Annotated in this window: 14 protein-coding genes; 4 read left to right on the top strand and 10 right to left on the bottom strand. The window is 74.4% G+C overall.

Translation table 11 applies throughout. The features are described from left to right. Window positions 1–31 precede the first annotated feature (31 nt). Window positions 32–1,408: an MFS transporter gene (locus GH723_RS14205; RefSeq protein ID WP_153760266.1), complete on the top strand. Its 1,377-nt coding sequence runs from the start codon at window positions 32–34 to the stop codon at window positions 1,406–1,408. Window positions 1,409–1,441: 33 nt separating this feature from the next. On the opposite strand, the gene GH723_RS14200 is transcribed toward GH723_RS14205, so the two are convergent. The 7 genes from GH723_RS14200 to GH723_RS14170 form a co-directional block, all read right to left on the bottom strand. Beyond that, window positions 1,442–2,536 (bottom strand): baeRF2 domain-containing protein, encoded by a 1,095-nt coding sequence (locus GH723_RS14200; RefSeq protein WP_153760265.1) that lies wholly within the window; start codon window positions 2,534–2,536, stop codon window positions 1,442–1,444. 40 nt (window positions 2,537–2,576) lie between these two features. Next, a complete protein-coding gene (locus tag GH723_RS14195) occupies window positions 2,577–3,113 on the bottom strand; it encodes a DinB family protein (protein ID WP_153760264.1) in 537 nt (178 codons plus the stop codon). Window positions 3,114–3,162: 49 nt separating this feature from the next. After that, a complete protein-coding gene (locus GH723_RS14190) occupies window positions 3,163–3,789 on the bottom strand; it encodes a DJ-1/PfpI family protein (RefSeq protein ID WP_153760263.1) in 627 nt (208 codons plus the stop codon). Window positions 3,790–3,792: 3 nt separating this feature from the next. Beyond that, entirely contained in the window at window positions 3,793–4,779 is a 987-nt protein-coding gene (locus GH723_RS14185; RefSeq protein WP_153760262.1) for a GlxA family transcriptional regulator, read from the bottom strand. A 122-nt stretch (window positions 4,780–4,901) separates the two neighbouring features. Next, window positions 4,902–5,954: a MaoC family dehydratase gene (locus tag GH723_RS14180; RefSeq protein WP_153760261.1), complete on the bottom strand. Its 1,053-nt coding sequence runs from the start codon at window positions 5,952–5,954 to the stop codon at window positions 4,902–4,904. A gap of 85 nt (window positions 5,955–6,039) precedes the next feature. Next, window positions 6,040–7,746, bottom strand: coding sequence for an ATP-binding cassette domain-containing protein (locus tag GH723_RS14175; RefSeq protein WP_153760260.1), 1,707 nt, complete (start codon window positions 7,744–7,746; stop codon window positions 6,040–6,042). Next, window positions 7,743–9,533: an ABC transporter ATP-binding protein gene (locus GH723_RS14170; protein WP_153760259.1), complete on the bottom strand. Its 1,791-nt coding sequence runs from the start codon at window positions 9,531–9,533 to the stop codon at window positions 7,743–7,745. The genes GH723_RS14175 and GH723_RS14170 overlap by 4 nt, the downstream gene beginning before the upstream one ends. A gap of 84 nt (window positions 9,534–9,617) precedes the next feature. Between GH723_RS14170 and GH723_RS14165 the strand changes: the two genes are divergently transcribed. Together GH723_RS14165 and GH723_RS14160 are read left to right on the top strand one after the other, a co-directional pair. Beyond that, the gene (locus GH723_RS14165; RefSeq protein ID WP_153760258.1) at window positions 9,618–10,637 is read left to right on the top strand and encodes a hypothetical protein; all 1,020 of its coding nucleotides are present in this window, start codon (window positions 9,618–9,620) and stop codon (window positions 10,635–10,637) included. Window positions 10,638–10,653: 16 nt separating this feature from the next. Then, entirely contained in the window at window positions 10,654–11,616 is a 963-nt protein-coding gene (locus GH723_RS14160; protein ID WP_153760257.1) for a quinone oxidoreductase family protein, read from the top strand. Here the strand turns inward: GH723_RS14160 and GH723_RS14155 are convergent. Genes GH723_RS14155 through GH723_RS14145 form a run of 3 tightly spaced genes read right to left on the bottom strand, consistent with a single transcriptional unit; the run spans window position 11,613 to window position 13,884 of the window. Then, window positions 11,613–12,056 carry a GntR family transcriptional regulator gene (locus GH723_RS14155; RefSeq protein ID WP_153760256.1) on the bottom strand — a complete coding sequence of 148 codons (444 nt, stop codon included), beginning with the start codon at window positions 12,054–12,056 and terminating at the stop codon, window positions 11,613–11,615. The genes GH723_RS14160 and GH723_RS14155 overlap by 4 nt on opposite strands. Next, a complete protein-coding gene (locus tag GH723_RS14150; protein WP_153760255.1) occupies window positions 12,053–12,928 on the bottom strand; it encodes a hypothetical protein in 876 nt (291 codons plus the stop codon). Before GH723_RS14150 ends, GH723_RS14155 begins: the two co-directional genes overlap by 4 nt. Window positions 12,929–12,981: 53 nt before the next feature. Next, window positions 12,982–13,884, bottom strand: a complete 903-nt coding sequence (locus tag GH723_RS14145; RefSeq protein ID WP_195210318.1) for a PhzF family phenazine biosynthesis protein — start codon at window positions 13,882–13,884, stop codon at window positions 12,982–12,984. Window positions 13,885–13,970: 86 nt separating this feature from the next. Between GH723_RS14145 and GH723_RS14140 the strand changes: the two genes are divergently transcribed. Continuing rightward, complete coding sequence (locus tag GH723_RS14140; protein WP_153760253.1) at window positions 13,971–15,581, top strand: putative bifunctional diguanylate cyclase/phosphodiesterase; 1,611 nt, start codon at window positions 13,971–13,973, stop codon at window positions 15,579–15,581. Window positions 15,582–15,615 lie beyond the last annotated feature (34 nt).

The following is a 15,615-nucleotide window of genomic DNA, read 5'->3' as shown; positions in this document are numbered from 1 at the left end:
CCCGCTGCCCACGGCGGTAGGTTCACCGGCGGTGACGCCCGAGCCCCGCTCCGACCCGGACCCCGCGCACGGCGCGCCCCCCGTCCCGGCGCCGATCGAGCAGGGCGGCCCCGCGGGCCAGGGGGCCGCCGTCCCGCCTCCGCAGGGGATGCGCCACGCGGTGAGGGCCTTCCGCCACCGCGACTTCGCGATCTTCTGGACCGGGGCGCTGGCGTCGAACACGGGCTCGTGGGTCCAGAACCTCACCGTGCCGTTCGTGCTCTACGAGATCACCCGCAGCGCCACCTGGGTGGGCGCGGCCACCTTCGCCCAGTTCATCCCGGCGATGGCGCTCGGGCCGCTCGCCGGCTCGATCGCCGACCGGCACGACCGGCGGCGGGTGCTGATCCTCACCCAGTCGCTGATGGCGCTGGCGGCCTTCGCGCTGTGGGCGGCCTGGGCGCTCGGCGTGCGCAACGGTCTCGCCATCCTGGCGCTGGTGGGCCTGAGCGGCGTCATCGCCGGCATCAACATCCCGAGCTGGCAGTCGTTCGTCAACGACATGGTGCCGAAGGAGGACCTGCTCTCCGCCGTCACGCTCAACTCGCTGCAGTTCAACGCCGCCCGGGCCATCGGCCCCGCCATCGCCGGCCTCCTCCTCCACTCGTTCGGTCCCAGCTGGGCCTTCCTCGTCAACGGTCTGTCGTTCGTCTTCGTCCTCGTGGCGCTGCTCCTCGTCCGGACGCGGCCGCCACGTCGCGCCACTCCGCTGTCGGGCAGCTTCTGGCACCAGTTCGCCCGCGCCGTGCGCTACACGCGCACCCAGCCCGGCATCGTCGTCGGGATGCTCTGCGCCGTGCTCGTCGGGGCGCTGGGGAACCCCGTGCAGCAGTTCACCGTGATCCTCGCCGAGGACGAGTTCCGCGTCGGCGAGCTCGGCCTGGGCTTCCTCAACGTCGCCCTCGGCCTGGGTGCGGTGCTCGTGGCGCCCATCGTCAGCGGCTGGGACCAGGTCCTCGACCGGGCGACGATCGTGCGCGTCGCGCTCCCCGTCTACGGCGCCGCCGTGGTCGCGGTCGCCGTGGCGCCCGCCTACTGGGTCGCGCTCCTCGCGCTGGTCGTGGTGGGCGCCGGCTTCCTGGCCGTCATCTCCACCACCAACACCGCCGTCCAGGTGATCGTGGCCGACCACGTGCGTGGGCGGGTCATGGCGTTCCGCATCATGGCGTTCACCGGCGCCTACCCGCTCGGCGCCCTGATCCAGGGGGCGATCGCCGACGTCGTCGGGACGCGACCCACCATCGCGGGGGCCGGGGCGCTGCTCGTGGCGGCGGGGCTCTACCTCGGCGTCCTGCGACGGCCATTGCTCGCCCGGCTCGACGACCCCCACGACGACGGTCGACCCGCCGACGCCGTCCCGCCGGCCTGATCGGCCGACGAGCGACGAGCCGCAACGCGAGGCTCAGCCCCTGAGGACCCCGCCGATGCCCTCCCGGGGCACCCGCGCCCCGTGGGCCGGGACGACCACGACCTCGGCGCCGGTGGCGAGCGCGGTGCGCACCGCGACGTCGACCAGGCGCCCCTCGACGACCTCGAGGCCCAGGTCCTCGATCACCGAGCGCTCCGTTGCGGCGACCGATCCGTCGACGCTCGCGAAGGCCGTGCGCTCCTCGGCGCCGTGGTCGTGGACGAGGAGCACGGCGACGCGCCCCTCGGACAGGGTGCGCAGCGTGTCCGAGGCTCCTTCGACGGCCAGGTCCTCTCCCGTCGCGGCGCCGAAGCGCTCCAGGGCGTCGACCGTCCGGCGGGCCGCGAGATCGGCGACCAGGCGGTCCGCCTCGGCGCTCGCCCGCTCGACGGCGTCGTCGTCGGACCGGCCGCCGGTGTCGACGACCGTGAGGATCCCCTTGGTCTCCTCGGAGAGGTGCTCCTCCAGGAACCCGAGGGCGCGGACGTCGCCGGTGGCGACCACGAGCCGGGCGCCGGCGCGGCGTGCGACCTGGTCGACCTCGGCCGCGACGCCCGCGGCGTTCTTCTCCCAGGTGTTCTCGGCCCTCTGCTGGAAGCGGCGCTGGGACCAGCCGCCCGGCTGGCCGCGGTGGATGTGCTCGGTGTCGCCGTCGACCTCGGCGTCGGGGTCCTGGCCCGTCGTGTCGCCCCTGCTGTCGCGCACCCAGATGTCGGCGCCCTCCCGGTCGACGACCACGACGAGGTGGGCGACGTCCTCGTCTCGGGCGCGCATCAGGGGGAGGAGGGCGGGCACGGGGCCGGTGCGCGCCTGCTCGGTCACGTCGTCGTCGTGGCCCAGGTGGACGAGGACGGGCCCGTCGCTCGGGGCCACCAGGTGGATGGCGGCGGCGTGCTGCCGCGCCGCCCCGGTGACGATGGGCTCGATCCGGTCGAGGAGGTCCTCGGGTGCACCGTCCTCGGCGAGCTGCCGGCGGGCGTTCGACCAGCGGATCCCCATGCGGTCCTCGGCGTCGGCGGCGTCGGCCTCGATCGGGAGGGTCAGGGAGACGAACGGGCCGGTGGCGGCGATCGTGTCGGTCGGTTCCATGTCGGCCGCCTGCCCATCCGGGTGGTGTGGCAAACGCGGCTCAGCCCGAGCCCAGGCCGTGCGGGGTGCCGGTCGGGCCCTGGAGGGTGCGGGCCACGTCGAAGAGGTGGTGGACGAGCTCGTGGACGGTGTGCCGGGCGATCCAGTCGACGTCGCGCGCGACCTGGGCGGGCCACGGGTAGATGCCGACGCGGTCCCACTCCTCGTCGGTGAGGCCGGCGACGAGGTGGGCGAGCTGCGCGGCCGCCGATCCGAGCTGGTCGGCGACGGTCGCAGGGTCCGACTCGTTGTCGCGCTGCTCGACGACCCGCTCGTCGCGCCGCATCGGTGCGTAGGTCGGGCCGTCGTGGATCAGCGCGCGCAGGATGCGCTCGCGCTGCACGACCAGGACGTCGCGCACGTGGGCGCCGTACTCCAAGGGCGACCACACCGCGGGCGCGGGTCGGCGCCGCAGGGCCGCCGCGCCGGTGCCCCGCAGGCGCGCCGCGAACTGGTGGGCCAGCCCGTGGAGCGCCGGTGCCACCTCGGCACGGGGGAGGTCGGCGTCGACGAACCCGCACTCCCCGCAGCGCTCCACCGCGGGGGACGCTACTGCGCGGGCCGGGCGGGCTCGCGCACCCGCGAGGTCAGATCGAGCGGGCGAGCAGGCCGTCGCGGATCGCCGGCGGGGCGGTCGACGGCGACCCGGCGTCGAACGGCGGCTGCGGGTCGTACTCGATCCCCAGCTGGATCGCCATCGCCACCTCCGGGCCGCACATCTCCGCGACCAGCGTGAGCGCCATGTCGATGCCGGCCGACACGCCGGCGCCGGTCACGACCTTCCCCTCGACGACCACCCGCTGCTCGGTGGGGGTCGCCCCGGTGGACGCCAGCGCGTCGTAGGCGCTCCAGTGGGTCGTGGCGGTGAGACCGTCGAGCAGCCCCGCGGCGCCGAGCAGCAGGGACCCCGTGCAGACCGAGGTCGTCCAGGTCGTGTGGGGGTGGGCCTCGCGGATCCAGGTGACGACGGCATCCTCGGGGGTCATCATCCGGCGGGTGACGGTGCCGCCGGGCACGACGAGCACGTCGGGGCGGGGCACGTCGGCGAACGTGTGCTCGACCTCGACGCGCAGGTGCCCGCTGTCGTCGGCGACGATCCCTCGCTCGGCGGCGCAGAGGCGGAGGTCGGCACCGGGCACGTGCTGGAGGACCTGGTAGGGGCCCATGGCGTCGAGGGACGTGAACTCGGGGAAGAGGGCGATGGCGATCTGCACGGGTCAGCTCCTGGTGTCGGTCGGGACGGCACGGCCGCCCGTGGTGGAGAAGTGGCGTCGGTAGGTGGCGGGCGTCGTGCGCACGGTGCGACCGAAGGCGCGGTGGAGCACGGCGTCGCTCCGGAACCCGACCCGCGCCGCCACGGCCGCGACGGTGAGGTCGGTGGTCTCGAGGAGGCGGCGGGCGGCGTCGATGCGGACCGACTCGACGTAGGCGGCGGGCGTGGTGCCGAGCTCGCGGGCGAAGAGCCGGGTCAGGTGACGCTCGCTCATCGCCGCCCGGCGGGCGAGGGCCGTGACCGACAGGTCCGCGTCCGGGTGGTCGGCGATCCAGGCCAGGAGGTCGCGCAGCGGCTCGGTGCGCGACGCCGGCACCAGCTGCGGGCTGAACTGCGACTGGCCGCCCGCCCGCTGCACGAACATCACCAACCAGCTGGCGACGGTGTGCGCCACCTCCGCCCCGTGGTCCTCGGTGACGAGCGCCAGGGCGAGGTCCATCCCTGCGGTGACGCCGGCGGAGGTCCAGAGGTCGCCGTCGCGCACGAAGATGGCGTCGGGATCCACCTCGACGGCGGGGTGGCCGTGCGCCAGCTCGGCGCAGCGGGCCCAGTGCGTGGTGGCCCGTCGGCCGTCGAGCCGGCCGGTGGCGGCGAGGACGAGGGCACCGGAGCACACGGATGTGATGCGGGTGGCGCGTGCCGCGAGGCGGTCGACGGCGGTGACGACGTGGGGGTCGGCCGCGGCGGCGTTGCACCCGTCGCCGCCCACGACGACGAGCGTCCCGACCTCTTCCACGGGGTCGTGGAGGGAGCCGTCGACCTCGAACCGCAGGCCGCTCGAGGAGCGCACGGTCGCGCCGTCGGGGCCGAGCACGCGGATGCGGTAGGCCCCGCCCCCGACGGCTCGACCGGCGCCGTGGAGGACCTCGAGCGGTCCGGTCGGGTCGAGCGACTGGAAGTCGTCGTAGACGACGAAGGTGACGTCATGCACCGGGCGATCGTGCGCCTCCGGCCCTCATGTCGGCAAGGACGTGATCCTGACGATCTCGGACACGGCGTCGCCCCGCACCGCCTCCACCCGCGCCCGACCACCGGGGTGGCGCGGCCGAGCCGTCAGCGGGGCAGGGCCACCGTGAGGTCGAGGTCGAGCACGACGGCGGGGTCGTAGCGGCCGTCGTCGCCCTTCAGGGGGAAGTCGCCGGCGGGGTGGTCCTTGGTGGCGACGAGCCGGACGCGCAGGGCGCCGGCATCGGTGCGGCCGGGCAGCTCGATCGTGTCGAGGACCTCGCTGTAGGCGTAGATCGTGTCGCCGGCGAAGGTGGGGTTGGCGTGCGAGCCGGCGTTGATGGCGAGCACCTTGCACGCGTTGGCGAGGCCGTTGAACGACAGCGCACGGGCCAGGCTGATGATGTGGCCGCCGTAGATGAGGCGGCGCTGGAAGCGGCCGGAGTTGGCGGCGTACTGGTCGAAGTGGACCTTCGCGGTGTTCTGGTAGAGGCGGGTGGCCAGCATGTGCTCGGCCTCCTCGATCGTCATGCCGTCGACGTGGTCGATCTTCTCGCCGACCTCGTAGTCGTCCCAGCGGAACGGCGACCCGGCGAGCGTCGTGTCGTAGGCCGACAGGTCGAGGTGGTCGGGGAGGGAGAGGCCGTCGGCGGGGACGGACTCGGGCAGCTCGGGCACGACCGTCTCCGGCGCGGGCGCGGCGTGGTCCCGCTTGTTGACCATGACCCAGCGCGTGTAGTCGAGCACGACCTCGCGCCGCTGGTTGGTGCCGACCGAGTTGACGTAGACGACGCCGGTCTTCCCGTTGCTGTTCTCCTTCAGCCCGGTGACGGTCGAGGTGGTCGTCACCGTGTCGCCGGGGAAGAGGGGGACGCCGAAGCGACCGTTGGCGTAGCCGAGGTTGGCGACCGCGTTGAGCGACACGTCGGGCACCGTCTTGCCGAACACCAGGTGGAAGGCGAGCAGGTCGTCGACCGGCGCGCGCCCGAGGCCGAGCTGGCGGGCGAACTCGTCCGACGAGTTGAGGGCGAACCGGGAACCGTAGAGCGCGGTGTAGAGGGCGAGGTCGCCCTCGGTGACGGTGCGGGGGGTGGCGTGGCGCAGCTCCTGCCCCACCTCGAAGTCCTCGAAGAAGTTGCCGGCGACCGTCTTGTTGCTCATCGGAGTCGTGGATCCCTCGTGTGTCGGCCTGGTGGTCGGCGACACCGTAGGTGGCCCCGGTCGGGGGCTCCCAACCCGTGCGGGGTCAGCCCTGCTCGACGACGTCGGCCACGCGCCCGGCGTCCAACGTGACGATCCGGCTGGCCATCTCGAGCACGTGCGGCCGGTGGCTCACCATCAGCACGCTCGACGTGGCGTCCTCGACCATCCGCCGCCACAGCTCGCGCTCGGTCTCGACGTCGAGCGCGCTCGACAGGTCGTCGACCACCAGGAGCTCGGGGCGACGGACCAGCGCCCGGGCGGCGCCGGTCCGCTGGATCTGGCCGCCGGACAGCCGCAGGCCGCGCGGGCCGATCACCGTGCGCGGACCGTCCGCCATGCCCGCGAGGTCCTCGTCGAGGCACGCGAGGCGCAGGGCCCGCTCGAGCTCGTGGTCCGGGTGTCCGAGGAGGATCGTGTCGGCCAGCGACTCGCTGAAGAGGCGGGGCACCTGAGGGAGGTAGGCCGTCCGCGGCGGCACCAGCGACAGCGCGGGGTCGTCGACGACGACGCCGTTCCACGTGATCGTCCCCGACTCCCGGGGCACGAGCCCGAGGATGGCCCGCAGCGTGGTGGTCTTGCCGGAGCCGACGGGACCGGTCAGCACGACGAGCTCGCCCCGCCGGACGTCGAGGTCGATGTCGGTCACGCCCCGCCCGGACCCGAGGTGCCGCACCGTGAGGCCCTCCACCGCCAGGTGCTGCAGGCGTCCGCCGTCGGTCGCGGTCGGCTCCATCGGCGGCGGGCCGTGTCGCAGGTGGGTGCGGACCGGGCGCAGGGCGGCGTGGCGGTCGGGGACGGGCATGAGCTCGGCGAGCCGGTCGACCGAGACGTCCGCCTGCCGGTGGTACACGCCGAGGCGGCCGATCCAGCGGGGGAGCCCGGCCACGATCGGCACGTAGCTCGCGAACAGGCCGATGTCGCCGATGCTCAGCTCGCCGCTCCGCAGCGACGACGCCACGAGGAGCAGGACGACACCGACCGCCACCTCGCCGGTGCCGTACCCGAGCGAGCGGATGACCTCGCTGCCGAGCGCGTCCCTCCGACCGACGACGGCCCTCGACGCGTTGAGCGCGGCGAACCGGGTGTCGACGGCCGACTCGGCGGCGTTGGTCTTGACGGCGAGGATGCCGCCGAAGGTGTCGCCGATGAAGCCGGTGACCGAGGCCGTCGCCTCCCGGGCATCTCGACGCCAGGTGCGCAGCACCGGTCCGAGGGCGGCGGAGATCGCCACCGCCACCGCCACCGGCAGGAGCGCGGCCCCCGCGGCGAGCGGGTCGATCGAGAACATCACGACGAGCGCGACCGAGGCGGCGGCGACCGCCCCGGACACGTCGAGCCACACGTCGAGCACCAGGCTGATGTCCTGGGTGTCGTCACGGAAGCGGCTGACGGCCTCGCCCGGGGAGCCGGGGAGGCGGCCGGCGACGGGGCCGCCGCCGGTGGCGAGCGAGCTGAGCGCGTTCACGCGGGGCACGGTGAGCCACCCCACCCACGCGCCGTGCCACTGGACCGCCGCCGACACGAGCAGCGTCCAGCGTCCGACCTCGGCGCCGAGGATGGCGACGAGGAGGAGTACCGGCACCTGCGGATCGGCGACGTCCAGCCGGTCGAGCACCAGCTTCAGGAGGTAGCCGACCACGAGCGGGCTCATGTGGAACAGGACCCACTGGCTCCACGAGAACAGGTAGGCGACCGGGTCGTTGCGGACCAGGTTCCACGCGGCGCGCGGCGTCGAGTCGTGCCGGCTCATGCGCCCAACCCCTCGTCGTCGGCGAAGGTCTCGAGGGCCTCCTCGATCGGCAGCGATCCCGCCGTGGCGAGCAGCGCGGCGTACCTGCTGGCGGGGTCCTGCGCCAGCGCCGCGCGCGAACCGTGCTCGGCGACGTGGCCGTTCTCGACGACGACGATCTCGTCCACCCGGTCGAGCGTGGCCAGGCGGTGGGCGATGACGAGCGCCGTCCGCCCCTCGAGCAGCTCGGCGACGGCGTGGGAGAGGGCGGCCTCGGTGATCGGGTCGAGCCGGCTCGACGCCTCGTCGAGGATGACCAGCCCCGGATCGGCGAGGAACGCCCGGGCGACGGCCAGCAGCTGCGCCTCGCCCGCGGACAGCCCACCGCCCTCGATGGGGGTGTCGAGCCCGTCGGACTGGTGGTCGAGCCAGCTGCCGAGCCCGACGCGGCGCAGGATCGCCACCAGCTCCTCGTCGGTCGCGGGGCGCGCGCCGAAGAGCGTGAGGTTGTCGCGCGTGGAGGCGCGGAAGAGCTCGACGTCCTGGGTGACGACGGCGACCCGCGCCCGCAGCTCGGCGAGCGAGAGGTCCCGGACGTCGACGCCGCCGAGGCGCACGTGGCCGTCGGTGGCGTCCCAGAGCCGCAGGAGCAGCCGCCCGAGCGTGGTCTTGCCCGAACCGGTGCGGCCGACGACGCCGACGTGGGTGCCGGGCGCGATGGCGAGGTCGGTTCGGCTGAGCGCCGGTCGGTCGGTGCCGGGGTAGGTGAAGGTGACGCCGTCGAGCTCCACGGCGAGGGCGCCGGCAGGCAGGTGGCGGTCGGAGCCGGGGTCGGCGATCCGCGGCTCCTCGGCGAGCATCGTCGACGCCCGCCGCGCACCGGCGAGCGCCTTCTGCATCTCCTTCATCTGCTCGGCGATGCGTTCGAGCGGCTGGCGCAGCATCTCGGAGTAGCGGAAGAGGGCCAGGACCTGGCCGACGGTGACCATCTCGCGCTGGACGAGCACGAAGCCGAGCCCGAGGGTGAGGACCGACCCGAACGCGAAGGTGATCGCGGCGAAGGCGTACGACCCGTCGCCGAGGAGCGACGCGCGACGCGCGGCGCGCCAGGTGCGGGCCGAGTTGGTGTGGAGCCGGTGGACGGCGTAGGCGCCGGCGCCGTTGGCCTTCAGGTCCTCGAGGCCGCCGAGGCGCTCCTCGAGGTCGCCGTAGAGGATGGCGTTGGCTTCGCGCTCGGCCTCGCGGGCCGGCACGGCGGCGGCCCGGACCTTCACGAGCACGGTGGCGCCGAGCGCACAGGTGACGACGAGGAGCAGGCCGGCCCAGGGGCTGATGGTGAACGCGACGACGAGCATCCCCACGAGCAGGAGCAGGTTGCCCACGACGTGGACGAGCACGTTGTTGAAGAAGAGGGCCAGGGCCTCGACGTCGCCGTCGATGCGCTCGATCAGCTGGCCCGGCGAGTGGCGGGCGTGCCACCCCATGTCGAGGCGCAGGGCGTGGCGTGCCAGGCGTTCGCGGAGGCGGTTGCCGGCCCGCCACGACACGCTGACCGAGCCCCAGGTGACGACCAGCGACAGCACCTCGGCGGTCAGGGCGACGGCGACGTAGGCCGCGGCGATCGCGGTGAGGAGCGAGAGCTCCCGGCCGTCGATCGCGGCGTCGACGAACCAGCCGAGCATCGCCGGCATCGCGAGCCGCAGCGCGAGCGCGACGAGGAGGACGAGCATGACCCCGGTCAGCTTCCGCCGCTCCGGTCCGAGGGCGGTGAGCAGGAGCCGGGCCTCGGGTCCTCGGGCGCGCGACATGGGTCGGCAACGCTACGGCGCTCGGAGGCGGAACGCCCCGGAATTCGCGCTGCGCCGCCCCGCCGTCAGGAGTAGACCCGCGACGTGGACGAGCCGAGCGTCACCCAGCTGGAGCAGCCGCTCGACGACCAGGTCGTCGCGGCGCTCGTCGCCGTGCGGCGCGCGGCCGACGCGGCGCGCGACCCCGACGACCCGCCCGTCGGCGCGGCCGAGCTCGTCCCCGACCTGTTCGTCGACCGCCCCCGGGAGGTCCGAGCGGTCTGGCTCGCCACCCACGACGACGCACCGGTCGGGCTCCTCGTCGGCGGCGTCTCGGTCGACGGCGAGAACGCGGGCTACGCCGAGCTCGAGATCGACGTCGTCCCCGGTCCGTCCGCTGCCGGGACGCAGCGCACGCTCCTCCGGGCGGCCCTGCCGTGGTTCGAGTCGCGGAGCGCCCGCACGCTGGCGTGGTGGCCCGACGACGCGACGAGCCGATCGGTCGCCGCGGAGGCGGGCATGACGTTCCGCCAGCAGGAGCGGTGCAGCCGCGTGCGGGTCGCCGAGCTCGACGACGCCCTCCTCGACGAGTGGACGGCGGCGGTCGATGCGCAGGCGGCCGGCTACCGGCTCGAGCTGTGGACCGGCGCGTGCCCGGACGAGCTGCTCGACCCCTACGTCGCCGCCTACACGGCCATGAACGACGCACCGCTCGACGAGATCGACTGGACCCCGGAGCAGTACACGGCGGCGATCGTCCGCCGGAGCGAGGAGGTCGCCGCGGCCCGGGGCGTCACGGTCCACGCCGCCGTCGTCGTGGCCCCCGACGGGTCGGGCGCGGGCATGACCCGCATCGACGTCCACCCGGAGCGGCCCCAGCTGGCCCACCAGGAGGACACCGCCGTGGTGCCCGCACACCGGGGTCGGAGGATCGGCCGGTGGCTGAAGGTCGCCAACCTCCGCGCCGTGCGGGAGCGGGTCCCCGAGGTCGCGATCGTCGAGACGTTCAACGCCGAGTCGAACCCGTGGATGCTCGACATCAACGTGGCGATGGGCTTCCGGCCGTACCGGGCCTACGACGCCTACCAGGGGCCGATCGGCGCGGTGCGCGACGCCCTCGGCTGACCCGTACGGTGGCGCCATGAAGGCTGCCGTGTACTACGAGACCGGATCCCCCGACGTCCTCCGCTACGAGGACGTCCCCGACCCGGTGGTCCACCCGAAGGGCGTGATCGTCGAGGTCGCCGCGATCAGCATCGAGGGCGGCGACACGCTGAACCGCCTCGGCGGCGTGATGCCCGCCGTGCCCCACATCGTCGGCTACCAGTGCGCCGGCACGATCGTCGAGGTCGGCGAGGCGGTGACCGACCGGCAGGTCGGCCAGCAGGTCGTCGTGTCGGTGCCGCACGGGTCGCACGCCGAGCTGGTGGCGGCCCCCGTCTCCTCGACCTGGCTCTTGCCCGACGGCATGGACCTCGTCGACGCCGCGTGCGTGCCGATCGCCTTCGGCACCGCCGACGACTGCCTGTTCGAGTTCGGGCGGCTGCAGGCGGGTGAGTCCGTCCTCGTCCAGGCCGGTGCAGGCGGAGTGGGCCTGGCGGCGATCCAGCTCGCGGCGCGTGCCGGGGCGACGGTCCTCGCCACCGCCTCGAGCGCCGAGCGCCTCGAGCGACTGGCCGAGTACGGGCTCGACCACGGCATCGACTACGTCGCCGAGGACATGGTGGAGGCCGTGCGGCGCCTCACCGACGGGCGTGGCGTCGACCTCGTCGTCGACTCCGTCGGCTCGACGCTCTTCGACAGCGTGCGGTCGCTCGCCTACCGGGGGAGGGTGTCGTACGTCGGCAACGCGGGACGGGACGACCGCCCGTTCGACGCCGGGCTGCTGATGGCACAGAACCAGTCGATCACCGGCGTGTTCCTCGGAGCCGAGCTGGCGCACGGTCCGCGTGCCCACGACAACATCGCCCGCCTGCTGCGAGAGGTCGCCGCCGGCGAGGTGCGCGTGGTGGTCGACAGCACGTTCCCGCTCGCCGAGGCGGCCGCGGCCCACGCCCACATCGAGTCGCGCCAGGCCTTCGGCCGGGTCGTGCTCGTCCCCTAGCCCTCGTGCGGTCGCCCCGTTGGGTCCGATGCGCGTGCCAGAGCACGCGGATCGGACCCGAGGGGGCGACGGGGCGGTACGAGCGCGGCCCTGACGGCGTCGAGCGCGTCGGACGGTTGAGCGCCGAGGGCGCGCACCTCGTCGGCGAAGCGACGCGCCGCCGCGGCGAGTCCCTCGTCCGAGGAGGGGCGGATCGGCGCCGCGGGCGCCCGGACGACGGTGCCCCGTCGACCCTCGGTGGTGACGAGGCCCGCGGCGTCGAGCTCGCGGTAGGCGCGGGCGACCGTGCCCGGGGCGACGTCGAGGTCGGCGGCGAGCTGGCGGATGGACGGCAGGGTGCTCCCGTCGAGCAACGCACCGGTGGCGATCGCCTCCGCCACCTGGCTGCGGATCTGCTCGAACGGCGGCACCGGGGAGCCGTGGTCGACCTCGAGGATCACCCGCCCGCCCCCGAGGGGAGGTCGCGCCGCACGGTCCACCTCCAGTCGGGGCCCGATGCCACCTGGAAGGTGCCGATGGCCAGCGCGATCGACGTCACCGCGACGGCGAGGAGCGCCCACCGCAGCGGCGTGCCGACCTGGTAGGCGAGGCCGAAGGCCTGCTGGCCGAGGAGCGCCATCTGGGCGGCGAGGATCGCGCCCAGGCAGGAGTGAGCCGACCACGACCGCAGCGCGTCGTCGGCGCGGGTCATCTCGGGGGCGACGACCGGCTGTCGTCGCGAGACGATGTAGCCGGGAATCCAGCGGCTCGCGCCGACGCCGGCGAGGACCGCCGCCGCGACCACCACGTGGAGGGCCGCAGGATGCGCTCGGGAGTCGTCGACCGCGCCGATCGACCAGGCCCACCCGGCCACGACGACGCTCGCGACCGCGAGGCGCGGCGGCCAGCGCAGCAGGGCCGAGGGGACGTAGGCCGCCACCTCGCGGGCGTCCATGGCCGCCCGTCCCGGCGGCAGTCGGCGGGCGGCGACGACCTCGGCGGCGACGGCGCCCGAGAGGTAGAGGGCCAGCGCGAGGCTCGGCACGACCCACGCATCGAGGTCGGCGTAGGCGCTTCTGTGCACGAGCTCCCAGAGGAGCGGTGCGGTCCACGCGAGCCCGACGCCGGCGCTCCGCCACCGGCGGGCCGCACGCATGCGGGTGGTGACGTAGGGGCGGGTCGCCTCGGTGAGCGGGACAGCCCGTGCCGCGGCCCAGCGCCGGACGCGCCCGTCGATGGGCGCCCACCACGCCCACGCCCAGATCGCGGCCGCCCCGCCGAAGGAGATCGCGATGCCGGTGAGCAACGCCGCCGTGTCGTACCCGTCGATCACCCGGCTTTTGTACCAAGCCGTTGGTACAGATGCAACGGCGGCACGGGCGAGGATCAGGTGTCGGGTGGCAGGTCGAGGCGACCCTCGCCGACGGCGACCGCCGTGCCGGCGATCCGCACGGCCGCCAGGCTGCCGGTCGCGTCGCGCTCGACGACGACCTCGATCCGGCTGGGCCGCCCCATCTCCACGCCCTGCTCGATCGTCCACCGGCGTTGTGGGCTCGACCCCGCGCCGTCGGCGACCTCCGCCAGGTAGCCGGCGAAGGCGGCAGCGGCGGCGCCCGTCGCCGGGTCCTCCGGGATGCCGAACCCGGGAGCGAACATGCGCGCCCGCCAGCGCACCGCGCCCTCCGGGTCCCCGATGGGGGTGACGGCGTAGATCTCGCCGTGCGTGCCGTCGAGCGGTCGTGCCGACGCCAGCGCGTCGAGGTCGCGCACCGGCACGACGACGAACGGGACCCCGGCGCTCCACCGCCCGAGCGGCAGCGCGGGGTGGAGCGCCTCGACCTCCAGGCCGACGGCGGACGCGATCTGGACCGGGTCCGCCGGTGGGGGCCCACCGACGGGTAGGACCGGAACGGACACCGTGCAGGTGGCGGGACGGTCGCCGTCCCAGGCGACCTCGACCGGCACGTCGCCGACGCCCTCGCGGAGCACGACGGTGGTCGTGCCCGTCGGATCGGCCGCGAGGTGGCCACCGGCGGCGAGCGCCCAGGCCGCGCCGACGGTCGGGTGGCCGGCGAAGGGCAGCTCGCCGGCAGGGGTGAAGATGCGGGTGGCCCAGGGGCCGCCCGCGTCGGCCGGCGGCCGGAGGAAGACGGACTCGGAGAGGTTGAGCTCGCGCGCCAGGGCCTGCATGGCGGCCGTGGAGAGGTCGCCGGGATCGACGAAGACGGCGAGCGGGTTGCCGGTGAAGGGTCGATCGGTGAAAACATCGAGCAGCACGTGGTGGGGCACCGGCGGAGGTTCACACGTCCTCACGGCTCACGGCCACTGCGTTCTGGTCGATGGGTGATGGTCACCCGGACGTGGATGGAGGCTGGATGGATCGGTGGGAGCGCCGGCTGCAGCTCGCAGCCCGTGTCGGCGCCGCGGACGACGCGGTCGCCCAGGGCGTCGCGCGCCCCGGTCAGGTCGACGCGGCGCACGGCCGCGACCCGATGGCCGGCCTCGATCGGGACGTCGCCGGTTCGATCCACCCCGACGAGGTGGCGACGATCAGGAGCCTCCTCGACATCGCCGCCCGCCGCCCGTCGATGCGCGTCCAGCTGCCGCTGCTCGTGCGGGAGGGCGCGGACTGGGTCCAGCGCGAGTTCGAGATCGTGGCGGAGCTGATGGGCCCGGTGCTGCGCCCGGCCGGCGCGCAGCCCCACCGCCGCCGTCGCACCGACGCCGACGGGGCGTCGCCCCTCGACCGCGGCAGGGTCCTCGCCGAGCTCCGGGAGGCGATCGAGCGCAACGCCGCCACCGGCGTCGCCGTCCTGCTCGTCGACCTCGACCGCTTCAAGCGCCACAACGACGCCCTCGGGGAGGAGGCGGGCGACGAGATCCTGCGGGCGGTGGGCGGTCGCATCGCCGAGACCGTCGGCCGTGCGTTCTCGTCGTCGATCGGCAGCGACGAGTACCTGGTCGTCCTCGACGGCGTGGCCGACCTCGCCCGGGCGCGCGAGGTGGCCGAGAAGCTCCGCCTCGCGATCTCCCGACCGCTCGCGGTGCACGGGGCCGAGCTGGTGCTCACCGCCACCATCGGCGTGGCGATCGGCGGACCCGGCACGCCGCCGGAACGCCTCTTGCGCGACGCCGACACCGCGGTGTTCGAGGGCAAGGACCACGGCCGCGACCGGACGGAGGTCTTCGACGACGAGATGTCGCAGCGCACCGACCGGAGGATCGAGAGCACCCAGACCCTCCGCCGGGCCCTCGACGACGACGCGCTGGAGCTGCACTACCAGCCGATCGTGTCGCTCGACACCGGGGTCATCGTCGGGGCGGAGGCCCTTCTCCGCATCCACGGCCAGGGCGAGGGCCACCAGCTCGTGCGCCCGGCGCGGCTGATCGACGCCGCGGAGGACCTCGGCATCGTCGATCGGCTCGGACGCTTCGTGCTCGAGCGGACCGCCGCGCAGATCGCGACGTGGGAGCCGCTCCTGGCACCCAACCGGCGCTTCCGGGTGTCGGTGAACGTCAGCCCGGTCCAGATCGCCACGCCGGCGTTCACCACCTGGGTGGCCGAGGCCCTGCGGTCCGCCGACCTCGACCCGGGCCGGCTCTCGCTGGAGCTGACCGAGAGCATCTTCCTCGACCCGGATCCCGACGTCGACGCCGCGGTGTCCCGGCTCGTCGAGCTCGGCGTCAGCTTCGGCCTCGACGACTTCGGTGCCGACCGATCGTCGTTCGGCGGCCTCCGTCGCTTCCCGATCGACTTCGTGAAGCTCGACCGGGCGATCGTCGCCGACATCGACAGCGACGGCACCGACGAGGTGATCGGCGAGTCCGCGATCGGGCTCGCCCGCCAGCTGGGCTTCACGACCGTCGCGGTCGGCGTCGAGCGGGAGTCGCAGCGCGACGTCCTGCGGCGCATCGGCTGCGACGCCGCCCAGGGCTTCCTGTTCGCACCGCCGCTGCCACCCGAGGAGCTCGCCGAGCGACTGTGACCGACGGGGCGGCTCCCGTTGGGTACCGTTCACG

Origin of the sequence: Actinomarinicola tropica (assembly GCF_009650215.1) — a bacterium.
Classification (GTDB): domain Bacteria; phylum Actinomycetota; class Acidimicrobiia; order Acidimicrobiales; family SKKL01; genus Actinomarinicola; species Actinomarinicola tropica.
This window is presented reverse-complemented; position numbering and strand designations above follow the sequence as displayed.

Excerpts from the sequence above, each read along its gene's own strand:
- GH723_RS14160 (WP_153760257.1), top strand. The coding sequence starts at position 10,654 with ATGAAGGCTGCCGTGTACTACGAGACCGGATCCCCCGACGTCCTCCGC.
- GH723_RS14140 (WP_153760253.1), top strand. The coding sequence starts at position 13,971 with ATGGATCGGTGGGAGCGCCGGCTGCAGCTCGCAGCCCGTGTCGGCGCC.
- GH723_RS14175 (WP_153760260.1), bottom strand. The coding sequence starts at position 7,746 with ATGAGCCGGCACGACTCGACGCCGCGCGCCGCGTGGAACCTGGTCCGC.
- GH723_RS14180 (WP_153760261.1), bottom strand. The coding sequence starts at position 5,954 with ATGAGCAACAAGACGGTCGCCGGCAACTTCTTCGAGGACTTCGAGGTG.
- GH723_RS14170 (WP_153760259.1), bottom strand. The coding sequence starts at position 9,533 with ATGTCGCGCGCCCGAGGACCCGAGGCCCGGCTCCTGCTCACCGCCCTC.
- GH723_RS14200 (WP_153760265.1), bottom strand. The coding sequence starts at position 2,536 with ATGGAACCGACCGACACGATCGCCGCCACCGGCCCGTTCGTCTCCCTG.